Here is an 18,762-nt window from a genome sequence, read left to right on the forward strand (position 1 = left end):
AGGTTAAAGGGTTTCAAATGTCATTAAATAACCACAATGATCAGAAACTCGACCATAATCTTCATCTGTAAAAATAACTTTTGCGGAAGTAGCTCGTAACTGACTATTTTTATTCATAAAGATATAATCAATCCGGTAGTCATCCGCCAGTAAGTCTTGCCAGTGCGCATCGTTTACTTTAAAAATTTTATCAAACACACCCTGTTTATTCACCGCTAGATATTGATCTTCATACTCCTTTGAGGCGACCACCTGCTTATAACCATTTGAGCCCGCAGTAATATTAAAGTCACCACATAATAAAGTTGCCTTAATATCGTTAGTCTTAATGTTTCCCGCCCATTCGCGTAATCTGTGAAATTGCTCCTGAAAGCCTCCTTCCAGCCAGCTTAAGTGCGCAGAAAATACATTGATAAAGCCAATATAGGGTACATAAATACGCGCCGTGACTACTTTTCTGGAATTAATATCATAAATATCATGGCTATCTGATACATAACCCGAATCCTGGTTTGATATGGGAAATCGACTTAAAAGTGCAACGCCTTCCCTATATTGATCAAAGCCTAAATGCGACCAGTCGTGGTGGATATAAAAAGGCTGGGTTAGGCGATCATTGATGATTCGTGCAGAATTAGATTCCCAGTCTCCTTGCCCATCATTCCAGTATTCTGCTACTTCCTGTAAACAAACGATATCCACGTCTAGCTCATTAATTGTATTAGCAATAGTGGAAAACTTTGCGTCCTGATTTTCTTCCTGATAGCAATGCAGGTTTAATATCAGGACTTTGAGTTGTTCGCGTTGAAAGGAATAATTATGCCCCTTATTATTATCCCAGACGGTTCCCTGACTATTCTCACAACCGATGGCATATTTTATTTTAAACAACTCTGAATGATGGATTTTCCCCGTCCAGATTTGCGTGCCATATTGATTTGGGTTGCGGGCGTTACTGTGTAAAGCTTTATTCCAGTAGTTGCGCTGACACTCGCAAACTGTTTCTTTAGTGGTTTTCCAGTCATTAGTCGTCCAGCGAATGGTCACTTTATTAGCGCCAAAGTGCTGATCAACTGCGGCTGTCAGGGTAATCGTTTGCTGCCCACCCTGTAACTGATTCTCGAATGCAACATTTAGAATGGGGTGGTTATCTAGTAGTTGAATCCCTGAATCCGCTTCGCTGTAATAATTCTGGCCGTCATTATTGAGAAAATATTCATGATCTGCCACCCGGTAACGTAAGTTAAATTGGATGTTTCCTGGTAATGATTGTTCCTGGGTGAGGTCTGTGGTGATGCTGGCAGACCAATATTCCTGATCATTGCCTAAGATGCTGTGGTATTGTGCAGGGAGAGTCTGCCAGTTGCTATCTTCCCCAGCCCAGAAAATATCAACCTGTTTGTCATAGCCGATATTCTCTAGCGCCAAAAAAAAGGTTAATTTTTGCTGGACATGCTTTGCCTTGCGAATAATGACATTTTCTACATAGAGCAGTTTAATTTGGTTCATGCTAATCAGTACTCCTAGGTCCAGTCTAATGCTAATTGTATTCAGAATCTATAGGTATTTACACTGTTTTATTTTGTTGTTTAGGCTGAGGGGCATTAAAGTTGCGAAAATCTACATCCCGAAAAGAATCATCTAAAATTTCCAATGCGCATAAATAACGTTCATTAATCGTATTATTTCGGATACTATCACGTAAATAATTAAACCTGGCTAAATGATCAGTAATACGTTTTGTGGCATATTCTACGGTGGTTCCTGTTTGCATAATAAAAGGCCAATCTGAAGCCTGTGCCAATAATAATGAACGTACCGCCTGATTGAGTGTTCTTTCTTGCAATTCACTGGCTTTAACGCCTTGAAAAGTGACGGCGAGTTTTTCCATATCAGCCCCTGCTTTATGCAATAAGGGGTAGATCCAGTCATTGGTTTCATTAATCCAGAAGCTGGAATAGCCTTGATCACCCCAGGTAGATGCGGAAGGAGTGGCTTGCTGATGAGCAACGACTTGCTGTAAATAATCGCCACAGCTGATTGTTGTTACACTATTAGAATTGTTATCCGCAAAGCGTAGCACCCATTCTAGCCATAACGGCCCTTCATACCACCAATGTCCGAATAGTTCGGCATCATACGGTGAAACTATGAACGGTGGGCGATCCATATCAATACTCAGCTGGTTGATACGTTGCTGACGTTTGTTGATAAAGTCCTGTGCATGTAGTTGCGTTTTATATAAGGCCTGCCTAGGTTGATATATTTCTTTGGCAAGATCCCCACCAGTAACCCGGTGATATTTAATGCCGGTATTGATGCGAATATGCTCATCCAGAATATGCGGGGCAATATAATCCAAATCCAGGTCGAAACCGATATCGCTATAATATTCCCGGTAATCATAATCTCCCGGATAGCCTTCATGGGAACTCCAGACCTGGCGTGATGACTCTGGGTCACGCGCAAAAGCCATTACCTCATTGCCACAATTTAATGGTGCATAGACACTGTTTCTGGGTGCTACACTGGCATTTTCGATGCCATGTGAATCGACAAAAAAATAATTAATACCCGCACTTTTCAGGTGCTTTTCAAGACCAGGATAGTAACCGCATTCTGGCAACCAGAAACCACTCGGGGGAAAACCTAAATGCGTAATGAAAGTTTCAACACCGGTATTGATTTGATTGCGTACTGCGGCTTCGCTTTTATTTAATAAGGGTAAAAAACCGTGGGTAGCTGCACAGGTGATCAATTCCAGGTTTCCAGTAGAATGAAATTGTTTAAAGGCAGTTATTAAATTACAGTCGTACTGCCGGGCAAAAATATCAATAGTATCCAGATATAAGCGGCGATAGAGTCTGGCTAATTTTTGATACTCAGGTTTTTTTTTGGTGCGGATAATTTCCTTTTCAGCTAGCTGTAAGCGATTATTAATATAGCTGAGATAGCGCGACTGCAAGAGTGGGTCGCTTAACATTAAAATAAGCGGCGGTGAAAGTGAAAGCGTTAATCTATAGCTGACACGGTCTTGTTGCAAGCTTTGCAGTGAACGAATTAGCGGCACATAACATTCGGTAATCGCCTCAAATAACCAGATTTCTTCAAAGAAGCTGTCGTATTCCGGATGGCGAACAAAGGGCAAGTGCGCATGTAGAATAATGCCAAGAAAACCTTTTTTATTCGACACTATGACAAATGGCCTAGTCCAGAACTATTCTTTTTATTATGAGTACTATTTTCTTTCGCGCCAGAATGATTTTTACTGACTTGTTTTACCTTTGTAGATTGGGTCAAATGGTCTTTTGTTGATGAGTTATTATTTTGCCCAAAGACTTTTAAATCGTAACCATAGCCTTTAAAATTTTCCAGAATCGTGATCTCAGCCCCCATGTCTTCTAAATTTATATCTGTAACGAGATTGTGTTCTTTAGCTTGCTCAATAGTTTGAGTATTGTCACCAAGGTTATGTTTGTAGTCTTCTAGCTGACTTGCTTGTGGCGGAGACTCTGTATGCAACACATTTTCTTGTCTCTGCTCACTATGCAAATTATTCTCAAATTCAGCTGAATTGCTTTCAGATACTGGATTTTCACGCGGGACATGAATTGTATCGGAGGAAACTAAAGCACTGAAGCTATTATCAGGGTTAAGCTCACCAATAACTGCGGAATAAGCCGATGCGGCTGCAGGTAATGGTATTTTTTGCTGCTTCTGAAAGTCCTGTATTTCGATATCAAAGCTTAATTTTATATTGCTGGGGTCTGCGCTGAGTTCAGGTATAGAATACACTCGTAAGGCCAGCGGTTTGTTGACGTGTTCAGTCGTCTGGTCAGTTTCGTTTACTTGCAGGTTCCAGTAGGCATAAAGATGATTAGGGTCAACCGGCATGAGTACAAGCTCAGGCTGATGGTGATTGTCGTGAGGTGCGTAGGATTGAGTTATTTCCTCGCTAATATCCAACAACCCTTGTTGAGAAAGTTTGCATTGAGGATTGTATCTGGATTGCCATAGCTTCATTGTTAATAAACCTGTATGCGTGCCTTACATTTTACTAGGGTAGGTTCATATAACCTTCCTTAGGTTAAGGAATTTGCAGATAAAAAAGTATTTAAAGCATAGTTACGAGCGAGGATTTAATAATATTCGCAAGTATGACGCAGGATTTTGGCATCACAGGCGTGCTAGGAAAACAGGCGCAGCAGGCTACGCAACTGTTTTTCTAGTGCGACTGTGGAGTCAAAAGAAACGTCATTCCTGCGTAGGCAGGAACAAGTCAGACTCGGGTATTATTGAATTCTCGCTCCTTAGTGTCTGGAATAATGATCTAGCATTCCCTGCACTGTAAACGCGCATAATTTACACTGGATAACATAGATTATACAAGTTACTTAAGCGTATGCAAGTAGCGGCATGGAGACGAGAGTAGTCAGGTTAAAAAACCTCTGCCCGTGGCAGCTGCTAAAGAAAAAGCTTTAACGATATAAAAACATTGCTTAGAGTGATTTTTAGCAATTTTTTAGGTGGTTTATAAGTCATCGATGACTGTGCCCTCAATTTATTTATTTTCTGTTGCAAGTGGGCTTAGCCTTTAATCGGCAACTTATTTGCTAAAACCCCTAAAAAACATGCCATTTTGATTTACCATTATTGATTGACGAAAAATACTTGCCCGTGCTTAGATTGAGAGTTCATACTTTTTAGAAGGGTGTGGTTTTACAATAATTATAATAAATGAGGAATAAATATGGATTTAATTACAACAACGCTCGGTATTGAGATGTTACTGCGCTGGGGCCATTTTATGGCGGGTATTACCTGGATAGGTTTACTGTATTATTTTAACTTTGTTCAGACTGAATATTTTAAAGAAGCAGATCCGGCAGCTAAGTCTGACGCCATCCAAAAACTAGTCCCCAAAGCCTTATGGTGGTTCCGGTGGGGCGCGATGTTTACTTTAATTACCGGCCTAGGTATATTCGCTATACGTGGTGGCGGAATGTCGATGGATATATATGTCGGTGCATTGTTAGGCTTGTTTATGTTCTTAAATGTTTGGTTAATTATCTGGCCTAAACAGCAAATTGTCATTGCTTCAGCTACACAGGTTGCAGAGGGTGGTGAGCCCTTGCCCGAAGCGGCGGGGGCATTAGCATCTGCAGGACTAGCTTCAAGAACTAATACCTTGTTTTCTATTCCTATGCTATTTTTCATGGGCGCCTCTGCGCATTATCCACATAGCTTTAGCATTCTGGCGTTTATTGTCGCTGTTGCTGTTATTGTTGCTCTTCAGTTCAATGGTGCCTACCCTGCTATTAAACATATAGATGCATTTAAAAAGCTACCTGAAGGTGGCAATATGAAGCTATATGCTAGTGTTAAAGGCGTTATCCAATGCGGCCTAGGATTAACCGTGATTTTGTTTTTAATTTTAGATTTGTTATAGCGGTAATATACTTCGCACGGACACGGTTGCTGTTTTCTAGCGGCCTATTTTTGTCGAGAGTGCGGTGTTGAAACAGTTGTGTAGCTTGCTATGCGTCTGTTTCAGCGCCTTGCTCTCGATCAAAATAAACTCTCTATAAAATCAGCAACCGTCACCGCGCGAAGTATATGTGCGGGGGCGTTCTTTGTGACCCCCGCGCTTTAATCAAAAATTGACTCTTAACAATGCACCACACTCGATGGTGTGTTGCTAAGATATAGTTCAATATCAATAAAGAAAGGCCATTGAGGGAGCAAGTTTTGAATAGGAAATGTAGAGCTATACTTCGCGCGGTTACAGTTACTGAGAATATAGTGAGCTGGTTTTTGTCAATAGAAGGGCGCTGAAACAGGCGTATAGCTAGCTACGTATAGGTTTCAGAAAGGTAGCTATCGGCAAAAACTCAGCCGCTAGAAATCCGCAGTCGTGACCGCGCGAAGTATAAGTTCATGTCCTAAATAAGGGTTGCTATAATAAGTATAAATATTTGAGTAATGGACTATAGGTATATTTATCAAATTTGATGTAAGCACGATTCGGATTGTTTTAAGTTTTCTACTTTTACAACCCTTGAATATATTAGCTAACGAACCAACGCTGGCGTACTCCAATAATACCCTAAAAGCTACTCAGCTCGTTTCAGACATACTCAAAGCCAATCCACAAATGCAAGTAGTGCAAGCCGTATGGGAAGCCTCTGCAGCGAGATCTGAACCACAATCCGCCTGGGCCGACCCGCAGTTTCGCTATACTATGGCACCACTAACCATTGGTAGTAATGCAAGCAGCTATGGGCAGCGCTTTGAATTATCACAACAAATAGACTGGCCAGGGAAGTTGCGTTTGCGTGGCGAAGTGGCAGACCATCAGGCCAATGCTCAATTTGAAAACATTGCAGCAGTGAAGCTAGTGCTGGCAAGCACGGCAAAGTCTTTGTTTGCTGACTGGTATTTTATTCATCAGGCGATTAGGATCAACAAACTGAACCAAACTTTGTTCGATGAGTTTCGTAAGATTGCGGTTACTCGGTATGGAGCAGGGCTTGCTAGTAAACAGGATGCTTTACGTGCCGATGTAGAACGTAATTTACTTAAGCATCAGGCGATCGTGTTACACCGTAAGCAGCTAACCATTCTTGCCAGAATGAATACCCTGTTAAATCGCCCTCCCGATGCGTTTATCCCTCCGCCAGGTCGCTTAGCGGAAATAACAACGTTACCGGAATTACAAAGTCTGCGTACTAAAGCATTACTGTCACGCCCGGAACTCAAAGTGATGTTAGCCACGATTGATGCCAATAAAACTCAAGTGGAACTCGCAGAACTGGAATATTATCCTGATTTTAATGTCTCTGCTGGCTACAACAGTCTCTGGGATAATGAGGATAAGCGCTTCACTATTGGCGTGGGGATTAATTTACCCCTCGGACAGGCTAAGCGTGAAGCCGCCGAAAAGCATGCGCGGGCAAAAATGAAGCAAGCCAGATGGCAGAAAACCGAGTTGGAGGCCAAGATACAGGAAGAGTTGCAGATTGCTTATGCCCGGGTTGAAGAAAGCCTACATGTGCTTAAACTCTATCGAGAGCAATTAAACCCATTGGCAGATGAAAACCTGAATGCTGCCAAAGCAGACTACCAGACAGGAAAGAGTGATTTTCTGACTCTGATTAGTAGCGAAAAAAACCGTATGCAAACGCAATTACAGACTGAGCAGGCGCTGGCAGATACCTATCGTCGGTTTGCCGAGCTTGAATATACTGTGGGCAGTGTTGAAGCTATGTCGCTTGAAGGTCAGCACAGAGAGACACTACCATGAAAGCAGTAAAAATCATGCTATTAATTTTACTGCCGCTAGTTATATTGGCAGGTTTAGGCGTGTATTTTCTGTCACAGCCTGTCGATAAACCTGTCGTAGCAAACATCGGGGTGACGCATTATGCGGGGCCCTATAAAGTACAATTAAAATTAAACCCTGAAAAACCTAAAATCGGTAACAACCAGGTGACCTTTCAAGTCCGTAATGAGCAGGATCAGCCAGTTAACAATGCACAGATAGAAGCCGTGGCAGTGATGCCTGCTATGGGCACCATGCCAGAAATGCGCGAGACTGTGGAAATCGAAGCTAGCGGAGCAGGGCTCTATCAAGGTCAATTCAGCTTACCGATGAATGGTAGCTGGCCGATTACGGTTACCATTAATTCTACTGCGCTAGGTAAGGCTGAGCTGGGTTTTGATATGAATACCAGTCGAGCAGGCCTGAAACTCACAGGCGCAACCGCGAGTGCCCTGGCTCCGCAAGCAGCGCAAGCGGAAAGTGCTGCTGAGCAGTTAGACACATTTACCGTGGATAGTTACCGTCGTCAGTTGATAGGCGTGACCACTAGTGAAGTGCTCTGTCAAAATATGCTTAAAACCATTCGTGCTGCGGCTCGGGTCAACTATGATGAATCCCGGCTTGCGGATATTAATCTGAAGTATGATGGCTGGATCGGCACGCTAAATGCCGATTTTGTAGGCAAGCAGATTAACAAAGGAGAGCAATTATTTACTGTCTATAACCCCGAACTGGTGTCTGCCCAGGATGAGTATCTGAGTAGTTTACGCCGTAAAGATGCAGGGCCATATAGTTTGCAAAAGGCAGCACGCACCCGGTTGGCACGTTGGGATATTAGTTCGGCCGAAATCCGGGCGCTGGCAAAGCGTGGAAAAGTAAGTGAATATTTACCGATTCTAGCGCCGATGAATGGAACTATTATTGAAAAAAATATAGTTGCAGGTGCTGCCGTTAAAGCAGGCACGCGTTTATTGCGTCTGGCTGATCTTTCCAGCGTCTGGATAGAAGGCGAAGTGTATGAGGCAGAATTACCCTGGATTAAAGTAGGCATGGCGGCAACAGTCAGTTTTCCTGAAATGCCAGAGCAGACCTATAACACCGTGGTTAGTTTTATAGAGCCAGTACTCAACCCGAAAACACGCACTGCTAAAGTACGTGTGGCGGTGCCCAATCCGGAAGGCATATTAAAGCCTGGTATGTATGCCCGTTTAAATTTACAGGTCGATCTGGGTGAGCGCCTTGTTGTTCCCGAACAAGCCGTGATTTATGCCGGTGAGCAGCGGGTGGTTTTTTTAGATAAAGGGGAGGGGCGCTTACAACCCAGAAAAATAAAAACCGGGGTGCGTAATGAAGGTTTTATTGAAGTACTGGAAGGACTAGAATTTGGCGACGTGGTAGTGACTTCGGGCAATTTTCTGATTGCCGCAGAAAGTAAATTCAAGTCTGGATTGGCTCAATGGTAGAGCAAAGTCATAAAGGGCCGATTGCGCATATTATTGCTTATTGCGCCAGGCATGCCGTATTAACGGTTATTATTACGATGCTTTTTGCGCTATGGGGCTATCGCTCATTAATGCAAACACCTCTGGATGCGATTCCTGATTTATCCGATGTGCAGGTTATTATCTATAGCGAATGGGCAGGACGTAGCCCCGATCTGGTGGAAGATCAGATTACTTACCCATTAACCCGAAAATTACTTGCCGCACCGAATGTTAAATTTGTTCGTGGGCAAAGCTTTATGGGCCTGAGTTTTGTCTATGTTATTTTTAAAGATAATACGGATATATACTGGGCGCGCTCCCGGGTCATGGAGTATTTGAATACTGCCGCAGCGGATTTACCCGAAGGCGTACGGCCAACTTTAGGGCCCGATGCCACAGGTGTCGGCTGGGTGTTTGAATATGCATTGGTCGATAAATCAGGGCAGCATAATCTGGCGGATCTGCGTAGCCTGCAGGATTTTAAGCTACGTTACTGGCTGGAATCTGTTGAAGGCGTGGCTGAAGTCGCCTCTATCGGAGGTTTTGAAAAAGAATATCAGGTGACCGTAGATGCTAATAAACTAGCTGATTATGGCCTAAGCCTTAAACAGGTAGCACAAGCGATACGCCGATCCAATAACGATGTCGGTGGGCGCGTACTGGAAATAGCAGGGCATGAGCATTTTATCCGTGGCCGGGGTTATATAAAAACCGTACAGGATATTGAAAGTATTGCTTTAGCTGTAGGTGAATCGGGTGTGCCTGTGAGCGTGCGTGATATTGCCCAGGTCAGTCTGGGGCCTGCAATGCGCAGAGGACTGGCTGAGCTGGATGGCGAGGGTGAAACCGTGGGCGGCATCGTCATTATGCGTTATGGTGAAGATGCGCTAGATGTGATCGAGCGGATAAAGCAACGACTGGCTGAAGTTAAAAGTAGCTTACCTGCCGGTGTGGAGATTGTTACCGCGTATGATCGCTCAGGCCTAATTTACGATGCTATCAGTACCCTGAAAAAAACGCTGTTTGAAGAAATGCTGATTGTATCACTGGTGATCATGGTTTTTTTATGGCATTTTCGCTCTTCTCTGATCGTTATCATCAGTTTGCCTGTCGCCATTCTACTAGCCTTTATTCCGCTGTCCATGCAGCATATGAGCGCTAATATCATGTCTTTAGGCGGAATTGCAGTGGCCATCGGCGCGATGGTTGATGCCGCGATAGTCATGATCGATAATATCCATAAGCAATTGGCTGCTGTTGAAACAGGCGAGGAAAGCAGTCGCGAGGGAGTCAGTCGCCAGGAAATTATTATTCAGGCGATGCAGCAGGTTGGCCCCAGTATATTCTTTTCGCTGGTGATTATTACCCTCGCGTTTGTGCCGGTGTTTGCATTGCAAGGGACTGAAGGACGTTTATTCAGTCCACTAGCCTATACCAAAACCTATGCCATGGGCTTTGCTGCTATACTTGCAATTACCTTAACACCTGCGTTAGCCGTGTTGTTGATTCGGGGCAAAATAAGCGGGCACCAGAATAGCTTGAATAAACTACTGGTGCGGAGTTATCAGCCGGTAGTCCGCCTTGCTTTGCGCTTTAGACTCTGGGTGGTTGGACTATCGGTTCTGGCATTAATCGTGACTGTTCCGGTCTTTTTAAAACTAGGCAATGAATTTATGCCGCCCTTGAATGAAGGCAGTATTTTGTATATGCCAACTTCATTGCCCGGAATGTCTATTACCGAGGCAGGCAAAGTATTGCAAACCATGGATCGGCAGTTGAAGCAATTCCCCGAAGTGGAGCGTGTGTTTGGTAAGGTCGGTCGATCAACCAGCCCAACCGATCCGGCGCCACTTTCTATGGTGGAAACGGTAATTACTTTAAAGCCGCAAGCGCAATGGCGCGCGGGAATGACCTGGGATAAGCTAATTGCAGAAATGGATGAACAGCTACAGTACCCGGGCATGCCTAATATCTGGTGGATGCCGATTCAGACACGTATTGAAATGCTGGCCACCGGAATTCGCTCCAGCCTGGGGATTAAAGTTTTCGGAGATGACTTAGCGACGATTGAACAAACCGCAGTCAGCATTGAGCAATTGCTGCAAAATGATCCGCGCACTAAACCGTATACCCGGAGCATTTACGCCGAGCGGCTGACAGGCGGTTACTTTCTTGATTTTAATATAGATCGAGACAAGATCGCCAGATATGGCTTAACCATCGACGATGTCGAAGAAGTATTGATGACCGCCGTCGGTGGCATGACTGTCTCCCGAACAATAGAAGGGCGCGAGCGCTATGCTATTAACCTACGCTATGCGCGTGATTTTCGCGATACTCCAGATGCCCTGCGACGAGTGTTAGTGCCAACGCCAGGCGGAGCACATATCCCTATCAGCCAGTTAGCCCAGATAGAATTTGTTACCGGCCCGCCCATGCTGCGTAATGAAGATGGCCAACTGGTTTCCTTTGTCTTTGTCGATGTTAATGGATTGGGAGTGGTTGATTATGTCAATCTGGCGCAGCAGGTAGTCAATGAGCAGGCTGATATTCCGCAAGGAGTAAGGATATCCTGGGCGGGGCAATTTAAGTATTTCGAAAGAGCCAAAGACAAGCTAATGGTTCTGGGTCCACTCACATTGCTGATTATTTTTCTACTGTTATATATCAATCATAGCTCAGTAGGCGAAGCGTTAATTATATTACTGGCGATCCCTTTTTCTCTGACTGGAGCTATGTGGATACTGTATTTTCTAGACTATAATTTAAGCATCGCCGTCTGGGTGGGAATGATTGCCCTGGCAGGTCTGGCCGCTGAAATGGGCGTGTTGATGATGCTTTATCTGGGCTTAAGCTGCGAGCAGTACAGAGCAGAAAACCGATTAAAAACTAGGGCGGATTTGAGTGCTGCGATAGTTGCCGGTGCCAGCCAGCGTATCCGACCGATGTTAATGACCAGTCTGGCATCGTTTATTGGTTTATTACCGATACTCTGGAGTGCCGGAGCGGGAGCAGATGTGATGAAGCGCATTGCCGCACCTATGGTCGGCGGGATTGCCTCGGCCCTGATTATGGTGTTGATTGTCTTTCCAGCGGTTTATTCGTACTGGAAAGGCTGGCGGTTGCGCTAAGCCTATTGGTCTGGCGTATGACGGAAAACGCTACGCGATGCCAACATATATTTCTGTCATCCAAAAAAGCTAAAGCTTTTTTACTCCTGATTGTTTGTGACTTCTGTTTCATATACAAATTCAAACTGTACTTTCAGCGGGTAATGATCTGAAGATTCTACGGGAATGATTTCAGCTTTGATAATTTTTAGGCCTCTAAAGAAAATATGATCCAGTCGGTGCCCCCAGACCAGCACGGCTTCTTTACTGACAAATTCGACTTTAAGCAAGCCTAATTCTTCTGTACCAATTAGCTCATCCAATGCTATTTCTCTCCGATCGCTCCAGGTGTTGAAATCACCGCCAAACACTATGGGGCCTTTATGGTGCGCAAGAACTGCTTTGATTTGCTTTAATTGCTGGGTAAATTCCTCAATACCTACGGTAAAGTTGATTGCGTGTATATTGGCGACTAGCAGATTGTATCGGTGATTTTTAACAGGATAGTAGGTGATCAATGATGATTTGGGTAAAAATGCCAATGGCTCTGTCGATCTTTCTGCGCATCTTGCAAGTGATGGAATGTCCGCTATAGTCATGACACCGGCATGAATACCACGGTATTGAAATGCAGAAATCATATCCCATTGTTGCCCGGATGTTTTAAGCAATTGATTCAGTTCTTCAGTTAAATAAGCTTCCTGTAAGAGAATAAAGTTACTGGTATTGCTCAATGCTAATAAATCCTGTTGCCATCCTGCTTTGTTTTCTTTGTAGATATTCCAGCTGACTAGAGTAAAGCCCTGTTTATCAAGTGTTTCAGGAGTTTCTGGTAAAAGCGTTGTACCCAGGCAATCAGGATTATCAGTGCGGATTATTCCTGAACTAGATAGTAGCTGTTCCTGGTCGGATACAGAAAAACATCCACTGATAAGAAGCGGTATGACCAGAGCTACTAAGTTAAAGAGAAGGTGTTTCCTGAGCATTTTATTTCTATTTATCTAGGTTTAAGGTTGAGACAGCAAGCAAATCTGTAGGGCGCGGCTTTAGCCCGCCGGTAACGCACAAAAGGCGGGCTAAAGCCGCGCCCTACGTGTTGTGATGATTATTACATCTGGTCTTCAATTGGAAGCAAGGAAATAAACCAGGCTGTAACAGGGCGCCAGAAACCGGATTTTGGATTACTGTATTCTCGGACTTCTTTGCCATCTTGTTCGCTAATCCAGACCAGTTTACCCTCATCCTCTTGGTCTTCTTTTTCCAATATCAGGCGGTAACTATCGCTAGACTTGGTTCCTACATCCATATATGCAACTACCTGTTCTGCTAATTCAGCAGAATCAATTAGCAAACCGATTTCAGTATTGATATCAACTGAACGCGGATCTAGATTGAAAGAGCCGATAAAAGTTTTTTTGCGGTCAAATACGATGACTTTGGTATGCAGGGACGCGCTGGATTTACTCGCTAGTAGTGACCAGAATTTTCTTTGAGCATTCATATCGGGTCTTAGTTCATACAACTCAACGCCATTTTCAATCAGTCCTTCACGGTATTTTGCATAAAAAACATAGGCTGCAGCTACATCATTAGTGGCCATGGAGTTGGTTAATACACGAATTTTAATGCCTTTGTCACGCAATTCACGCACTCTTTTGGCACCTCCTGGCCCCGCGATATAATAGGCGGATTCTATCAATATCTCATCTTGAGTTTCATCCACCCATTGGCGTAGATGAGGAATGATTCCCTGATAGCCAGTACCCGTGTCTATTTTTTGCACCGGATCGTCGTACAGAATTTCAGCATCAGCCCAGATTAAATTGCTTTTGCTAGCATTCATACGCTGATAAATTTCATCTTGAGCCCTATGAATGGGGTAGGGGAAGTCTTTATGATTTTCGATATATTTATGTAATCGTTCTAAGCTTTGATAAATTTCCTGGCCGCTGGGTTGTTTTTTGTTAAGGGCTTTTATCGGGATGGCCCACTCACTATTCCAGAAGACATCAAAGCTGTGAGAAATATCCTTAACAATGGGGCCAGCAGCGAGGACATCCAGATCGCGGAAATTAATATCAGCATTAACACCAAAATATTTATTGCCTATATTTCGACCGCCGATAATGGCAAAGGTGTTATCCATAATAAAGGATTTATTATGCATACGATGATTTAGTCGCGACATATCTGAAATAAATTCAAAGGCCTGAAAACTTCTATTTTCAAAAGGATTGAAAAGCCTGACCTCAAAGTTGGCCAGCGTATCAAGCTTTGTCATGCCGAAATCTCTACCTCCGGAATTTACATCATCTATCAGTAAGCGAACGCGTACGCCACGCTCAGCGGCTTTGATTAACTGGTTAATCAGGATGGCACCGGTAATATCATCTTCCCAGATATAATATTGCACATCGATAGTTTTTTCTGCTATCTGGGTCATCGCGTTGCGCGAGGTAAAGGCTCTTTCCCCAGAATCCAGCAAAACAAAACCTGATTTCCCCGGGTGCTGGTCAAGATCGGCTTGTATAAACTGACTGGCACTGGTTAGTTCAGGCCCTTCCAGCGCATAAGAGGGAATACGCACAATCTCTTTGTCGATAGTCGCACAGCCGACCAAAAGAGTCAGGACTAATAAAGATATGATTCGCAGGGTTCTTGTCATAGTTTAGTGGCAGTCAGTGTTGCTTTTGTTAGGCTTAGGGACGAGGATATTAATAATATCCGCAAGTATGACACAGGACTTTGGCTTCACAGTCGTGCTAGAAACACAGGCGCATAGCAGGCTACACAACTGTTTTTCTGGCGCGGTTACGGAGTCAAAAGAAACGTCATTCCTGCGTAGGCAGGAACAAGTCAGACTCGGGTATTATTGAATTCTCGTTCCTTAGGACATTGCACGGAATAAAACCTACAACAAGTAATGGAAGCGGGATCTTTAGTCCCGCCATTTCAATGCGGGACTAAAGATCCCGCTTCCAAGTTGACTAGGTTATTTCGTGCACATTCCTTAGTATACTATGCGAAAAAGGTTTGATTCATTACTACAAATCTGGACTTACTTGCGTAGTCGTATGTCAGAACCTTTCAGCTAGCCAACTGTGATCTATACCATGAAAACTTATTCTTTGATTGTAATGCTATTCCTTACCCATATGGCACGAGCAGATGTTCCACCTGAAACAAAGCATGAGGTCGATTATTTAATTGCTTTTGTAAGTAAAACACCCTGCCAGATAGATAGGAACTGGACGTTGCATAGCGGGCCTGAAGTGCTAGAGCATATTCAACAAAAGTATGATTACTTTAGGGATGATATTAGCACTACTGAGGAGTTTATCGAATATTCAGCCTCAAAAAGCACCATGACAGGCAGAGATTATTTACTGAAATGTAAAGGTCAAAGTTCACTAAAGACCAGAGACTGGTTATTGCAGGAATTACAAACATATCGAACGCAGCATAAAGCGGAATAATGAAATACAGCGGTTGACGCTTTTTACGTGAGTTGATTTTAGGATTCTAAAAAAGACCTTATGTTTTTACAGCAGCAACTACAGAGATTTCCACTAATAATTCCGGGCGGGCAAGACTAGCTTCAACACAGACGCGAGCAGGCGAGTGACCTTCGATTACCCAGGCATCCCAGACTTCATTCATATTGGCAAAATCCTGCATATCCTTGATATAAATCGTAGCTGAAAGAATATGTTCTCGATCGCTACCTGCCTGTGCTAATAAAAAATCTACCTTATCCAGCATGGTTTGGGTCTGTTGTTGAATATCGGCGCTGGCATCTTTGGCTACCTGACCACAAAGATAAATAGTCTCGTTATGTATAACTATTTTACTCATACGCCGTCTTTCTGTGCCTAAGCGGGTAATACTCATATTTATTCCTGTATTAAAACAAACTAATCATCAAATCGGCTGATATTAAATGGCTCTATAGGTAAATCGGTACGCCCATCTATAATTAGTTGAGCCATAATGCGCCCAACAATAGGAGAGAGCTGTAAGCCGTGGGCTGAAAAACCAAAGGCATGGTATGCATTGCGCGTTATTTGCGACGCGCTGATAACTGGAATATTATCGGGCATAAAGCCTTCAATCCCCGCCCAGGCTCGAACTATACGCACATCTTTAAGTTGCGGGAAAAAGTCTAGCACTGTTTTTGCACTCGTTGCGAGCTGTTGCCAGTCGATATCGGTTTGTTCAGTCTTAAAATCAAGTTTAGCATCGAGTGCGCCGCCGATAATCAGCGTGCCATTTTGCATTTGCTTAAAGGAAAGCTTGCGACTGGCTGCTCCCATGACTGGATCGACAAAATGCGGCAAACGTTCAGTGACCATGAGCATTAGAGCTTTAGGTGTTAGTGGTACCGGTTCTTGCATCTGGGTGGCAAGTTTGCCTGCCCATGCTCCAGCGCAATTAACCAAGACAGCAGCGCTGTATGTGCCTTGAGAAGTGCGTACAGACCAGCCATTACTCTCTTGCTCGATTTTGTAAACCTCGGATTGTGCATGGAAGCTTGCGCCTAGAGATTCAGCTTTTTGGCGAAATGCAGTCAAAGCATGGTAAGGGCGCGCATAACCATCGCCTCTACAAATAAGTGCACCTACACAGCCAGGTTTCAACGCCGGAACCAGTTGATACAGCTCTTGACGGTCGATGATTTCCTCATGCTGATAGCCCATGCCGGCGCGCTGTTTTAGCTTGCGCATATCTGAATTGTTCTCGGCGATGCGTATTTGTCCGGGGAATTTTGCATCGCAATCTGAGTCGACCAGATTTTCTATGTCGTGCCACATCTTTGCGGCTGCGACACTGAGTGGAATTTCCGCTGGGTCACGGTTTAATTGGCGTAAGCCGCCAGCATTTGAGCCAGAGGCATGTCGTCCCGGGCTATCTTTATCAATTACGGTACAGCGGCAACCGCGCATAGCCAGTTGCAAAGCAGTCGATGTGCCTATCAAACCGGCACCAATAATAAGTACGTCAGTATTCATTATCTGCTCTCCGAAGATAAGCTGGCTAGTTGCTCCAGAGTAAGCGGGGCAACTGGCGGTCGTCCACGGAAAAAGCTGTTATCGGATATCGCCTGCCCACCTGCATCGGCAACTATATGCGCAACTGCGTTAGCGCATTGTCTACCCTGACAAGGGCCCATGCCGCAACGGGACAGATATTTGACCTGATTACTGTCAGCGTGACTATTAGCAACAGCTGCGCGGATTTCACCTGCGGTAATTTCCTCACAACGACAAACAATAGTGTCCTTGTCAGTCGTGGCCAACATGTTTTGCGGAATAGCAAAATAGGCTTCAAGAAAGGGCCGGATATGTAGTTCATCGCGCATCCATTTACGTTCAGTAATCGCTTGTTTATCGCGTTTTTCCTGAGAGATAATGCCCAGAGAAAATAATGCCTGCAGCCCTGCCAGTCGACCCGCATGCTCTGCCGATCGGGCGCCGTTTATGCCGGCGCCATCTCCGGCAGCTATAATCCCTTCGATACTGGTATTACCCCATTCATCATGCTGTGGTCGCCAGCATTGTTGGCTACTATCCCACCGGTGATCACAGCCGGCTGCCTGAGTCAGCCAGATATGCGGGATGACGCCAAAGTGAGTCATTAATAAATCAGTGTTAATTGAATGTTCGCGACCAAAGTGGCGATAGCTAACAGACTGTAACTCGCCATCGCCCTTAGCGCGAAGATTACTAACACCGATTTTACTGGCCACGCCAGCACGGTATAGGTCTTTCTGATAGCTCAGACCTTTGGTTAAATAATGATGTGCTAGCAAGGCTCTGGGCAGTTTGGGTAATGCCAGTAAAAGATTGCTTAAGGGCGTGACATCCAGCATGGCTTTAATCTCTACGCCGACTTGCATATATTGCCAGGCGAGTAATAATAGCAATGGTCCCGACCCGGCCAGAACGACACCATCACTAGGGATAACCCCGGAAGATTTAAACAGGATTTGTCCTGCACCAGCCTGCATAACTCCAGGCAAGGTCCAGCCAGGAAAAGGCACGGGCCGTTCCATAGCACCACTGGCAACTATAATCTGATCCGCAGTAATGATATTGTTCTGATCATTGTGTAACACACCGACTTCGCGTTGATTGTTAAGTGACCAGACTTTGCTTTCGGGAAAGTAATCAATCTCGCAGTTGCGAAAGGCTTCGGCTAATGTCTGACCGCGCTGATATTCTGTACCCAGAACCTCCGCGCGAGCATCAGTCACCGATTCTATTGAACGGTAAATTTGTCCACCCGGCGCAGCTTGTTCATCCAGTAAAGCGCAGGAAATGCCATGATCAGCAGCCGTTACAGCCGCCGCAAGACCGGCAGGGCCAGCACCTATAATCAATAATTGGTAATGCTGTTTCACAACGCATCTCCCTGTGCAGGGCCCACACCTTGTTGTGTTGCGACGCGCATGCCCGGTTGAACATAAGTGGCGCAGGCGCGTTGGTTGGCTTTACCGTCGATAAGCATTAAACAGTCATAGCAGACTCCCATCATGCAAAATGGTGCACGTGGGCTAGCTGATATTGGCGTGGTTCGCGTAGTCCGGATGCCCTGAACTAGCGCCATGGCAGCAACCGTTGTACCTTTAGGTACTAATACTTTTTGGCCATTTAGCAAAACTTCATAATTTTCAGCATCGCTATTCGGGAGTTGTTTAAACATATTTTATAGTCTGATTTTGCTGATAATATTATGATGTTCAAACACCATGGTTTGCTGTAAATCCAGCTTTTGGCCGATATGTGCTGACTCAGCGCGTTTAAACATGGCTTGTGCCAGTGAAATATCTACATAGGCCAGGCCAACC

General features: G+C 44.4%; 14 protein-coding genes. 5 read left to right on the plus strand and 9 right to left on the minus strand.

Annotated features, from left to right (window positions below):
- Positions 1-3 precede the first annotated feature (3 nt).
- From ACQY3F_RS00485 to ACQY3F_RS00495, 3 genes are read right to left on the minus strand one after another with little or no spacing between them, the layout of a single operon-like run.
- Positions 4-1,509 carry an endonuclease/exonuclease/phosphatase family protein gene (locus ACQY3F_RS00485; RefSeq protein WP_428352981.1) on the minus strand — a complete coding sequence of 502 codons (1,506 nt, stop codon included), beginning with the start codon at positions 1,507-1,509 and terminating at the stop codon, positions 4-6.
- 58 nt (positions 1,510-1,567) lie between these two features.
- Positions 1,568-3,193 (minus strand): glycoside hydrolase family 57 protein, encoded by a 1,626-nt coding sequence (locus tag ACQY3F_RS00490; protein WP_428352982.1) that lies wholly within the window; start codon positions 3,191-3,193, stop codon positions 1,568-1,570.
- A complete protein-coding gene (locus tag ACQY3F_RS00495; RefSeq protein WP_428352983.1) occupies positions 3,193-4,023 on the minus strand; it encodes a DUF4912 domain-containing protein in 831 nt (276 codons plus the stop codon). Before ACQY3F_RS00495 ends, ACQY3F_RS00490 begins: the two co-directional genes overlap by 1 nt.
- 727 nt (positions 4,024-4,750) lie before the next feature.
- Between ACQY3F_RS00495 and ACQY3F_RS00500 the strand changes: the two genes are divergently transcribed.
- The 4 genes from ACQY3F_RS00500 to ACQY3F_RS00515 all read left to right on the plus strand — a co-directional run bounded on the left by ACQY3F_RS00500 (position 4,751) and on the right by ACQY3F_RS00515 (position 11,936).
- Positions 4,751-5,449 (plus strand): urate hydroxylase PuuD, encoded by a 699-nt coding sequence (locus ACQY3F_RS00500; RefSeq protein WP_428352984.1) that lies wholly within the window; start codon positions 4,751-4,753, stop codon positions 5,447-5,449.
- Positions 5,450-6,058: 609 nt separating this feature from the next.
- Positions 6,059-7,303, plus strand: coding sequence for a TolC family protein (locus ACQY3F_RS00505; RefSeq protein ID WP_428352985.1), 1,245 nt, complete (start codon positions 6,059-6,061; stop codon positions 7,301-7,303).
- A 14-nt stretch (positions 7,304-7,317) separates the two neighbouring features.
- Positions 7,318-8,784: an efflux RND transporter periplasmic adaptor subunit gene (locus ACQY3F_RS00510; protein ID WP_428352986.1), complete on the plus strand. Its 1,467-nt coding sequence runs from the start codon at positions 7,318-7,320 to the stop codon at positions 8,782-8,784.
- Positions 8,778-11,936 (plus strand): efflux RND transporter permease subunit, encoded by a 3,159-nt coding sequence (locus ACQY3F_RS00515; protein WP_428352987.1) that lies wholly within the window; start codon positions 8,778-8,780, stop codon positions 11,934-11,936. Before ACQY3F_RS00510 ends, ACQY3F_RS00515 begins: the two co-directional genes overlap by 7 nt.
- Positions 11,937-12,016: 80 nt before the next feature.
- On the opposite strand, the gene ACQY3F_RS00520 is transcribed toward ACQY3F_RS00515, so the two are convergent.
- Entirely contained in the window at positions 12,017-12,901 is an 885-nt protein-coding gene (locus ACQY3F_RS00520; RefSeq protein ID WP_428352988.1) for an endonuclease/exonuclease/phosphatase family protein, read from the minus strand.
- A gap of 122 nt (positions 12,902-13,023) precedes the next feature.
- Positions 13,024-14,580, minus strand: coding sequence for a phospholipase D family protein (locus ACQY3F_RS00525; protein ID WP_428352989.1), 1,557 nt, complete (start codon positions 14,578-14,580; stop codon positions 13,024-13,026).
- A gap of 490 nt (positions 14,581-15,070) precedes the next feature.
- On the opposite strand from ACQY3F_RS00525, the gene ACQY3F_RS00530 reads away from it, so the two are divergent.
- A complete protein-coding gene (locus ACQY3F_RS00530; RefSeq protein ID WP_428352990.1) occupies positions 15,071-15,391 on the plus strand; it encodes a DUF5329 family protein in 321 nt (106 codons plus the stop codon).
- A 58-nt stretch (positions 15,392-15,449) separates the two neighbouring features.
- On the opposite strand, the gene ACQY3F_RS00535 is transcribed toward ACQY3F_RS00530, so the two are convergent.
- From ACQY3F_RS00535 to ACQY3F_RS00550, 4 genes are read right to left on the minus strand one after another with little or no spacing between them, the layout of a single operon-like run.
- On the minus strand, positions 15,450-15,806 hold the full coding sequence (locus tag ACQY3F_RS00535; RefSeq protein ID WP_428352991.1) for a RidA family protein: 357 nt from the start codon (positions 15,804-15,806) through the stop codon (positions 15,450-15,452).
- A gap of 23 nt (positions 15,807-15,829) precedes the next feature.
- The gene (locus ACQY3F_RS00540; protein WP_428352992.1) at positions 15,830-16,924 is read right to left on the minus strand and encodes an NAD(P)/FAD-dependent oxidoreductase; all 1,095 of its coding nucleotides are present in this window, start codon (positions 16,922-16,924) and stop codon (positions 15,830-15,832) included.
- The gene (locus ACQY3F_RS00545; protein WP_428352993.1) at positions 16,924-18,315 is read right to left on the minus strand and encodes an NAD(P)/FAD-dependent oxidoreductase; all 1,392 of its coding nucleotides are present in this window, start codon (positions 18,313-18,315) and stop codon (positions 16,924-16,926) included. The genes ACQY3F_RS00540 and ACQY3F_RS00545 overlap by 1 nt, the downstream gene beginning before the upstream one ends.
- Positions 18,312-18,617, minus strand: coding sequence for a (2Fe-2S)-binding protein (locus ACQY3F_RS00550; protein ID WP_428352994.1), 306 nt, complete (start codon positions 18,615-18,617; stop codon positions 18,312-18,314). Before ACQY3F_RS00550 ends, ACQY3F_RS00545 begins: the two co-directional genes overlap by 4 nt.
- Positions 18,618-18,762 lie beyond the last annotated feature (145 nt).

Origin of the sequence: Methyloprofundus sp., from assembly GCF_965251085.1 — a bacterium.
Classification (GTDB): domain Bacteria; phylum Pseudomonadota; class Gammaproteobacteria; order Methylococcales; family Methylomonadaceae; genus Methyloprofundus.

Coding starts and splice junctions, on each gene's coding strand:
- ACQY3F_RS00485 (WP_428352981.1), bottom strand. CDS start 1,509: ATGAACCAAATTAAACTGCTCTATGTAGAAAATGTCATTATTCGCAAG.
- ACQY3F_RS00495 (WP_428352983.1), bottom strand. CDS start 4,023: ATGAAGCTATGGCAATCCAGATACAATCCTCAATGCAAACTTTCTCAA.
- ACQY3F_RS00500 (WP_428352984.1), top strand. CDS start 4,751: ATGGATTTAATTACAACAACGCTCGGTATTGAGATGTTACTGCGCTGG.
- ACQY3F_RS00510 (WP_428352986.1), top strand. CDS start 7,318: ATGCTATTAATTTTACTGCCGCTAGTTATATTGGCAGGTTTAGGCGTG.
- ACQY3F_RS00515 (WP_428352987.1), top strand. CDS start 8,778: ATGGTAGAGCAAAGTCATAAAGGGCCGATTGCGCATATTATTGCTTAT.
- ACQY3F_RS00520 (WP_428352988.1), bottom strand. CDS start 12,901: ATGCTCAGGAAACACCTTCTCTTTAACTTAGTAGCTCTGGTCATACCG.
- ACQY3F_RS00525 (WP_428352989.1), bottom strand. CDS start 14,580: ATGACAAGAACCCTGCGAATCATATCTTTATTAGTCCTGACTCTTTTG.
- ACQY3F_RS00530 (WP_428352990.1), top strand. CDS start 15,071: ATGGCACGAGCAGATGTTCCACCTGAAACAAAGCATGAGGTCGATTAT.
- ACQY3F_RS00535 (WP_428352991.1), bottom strand. CDS start 15,806: ATGAGTATTACCCGCTTAGGCACAGAAAGACGGCGTATGAGTAAAATA.
- ACQY3F_RS00540 (WP_428352992.1), bottom strand. CDS start 16,924: ATGAATACTGACGTACTTATTATTGGTGCCGGTTTGATAGGCACATCG.
- ACQY3F_RS00550 (WP_428352994.1), bottom strand. CDS start 18,617: ATGTTTAAACAACTCCCGAATAGCGATGCTGAAAATTATGAAGTTTTG.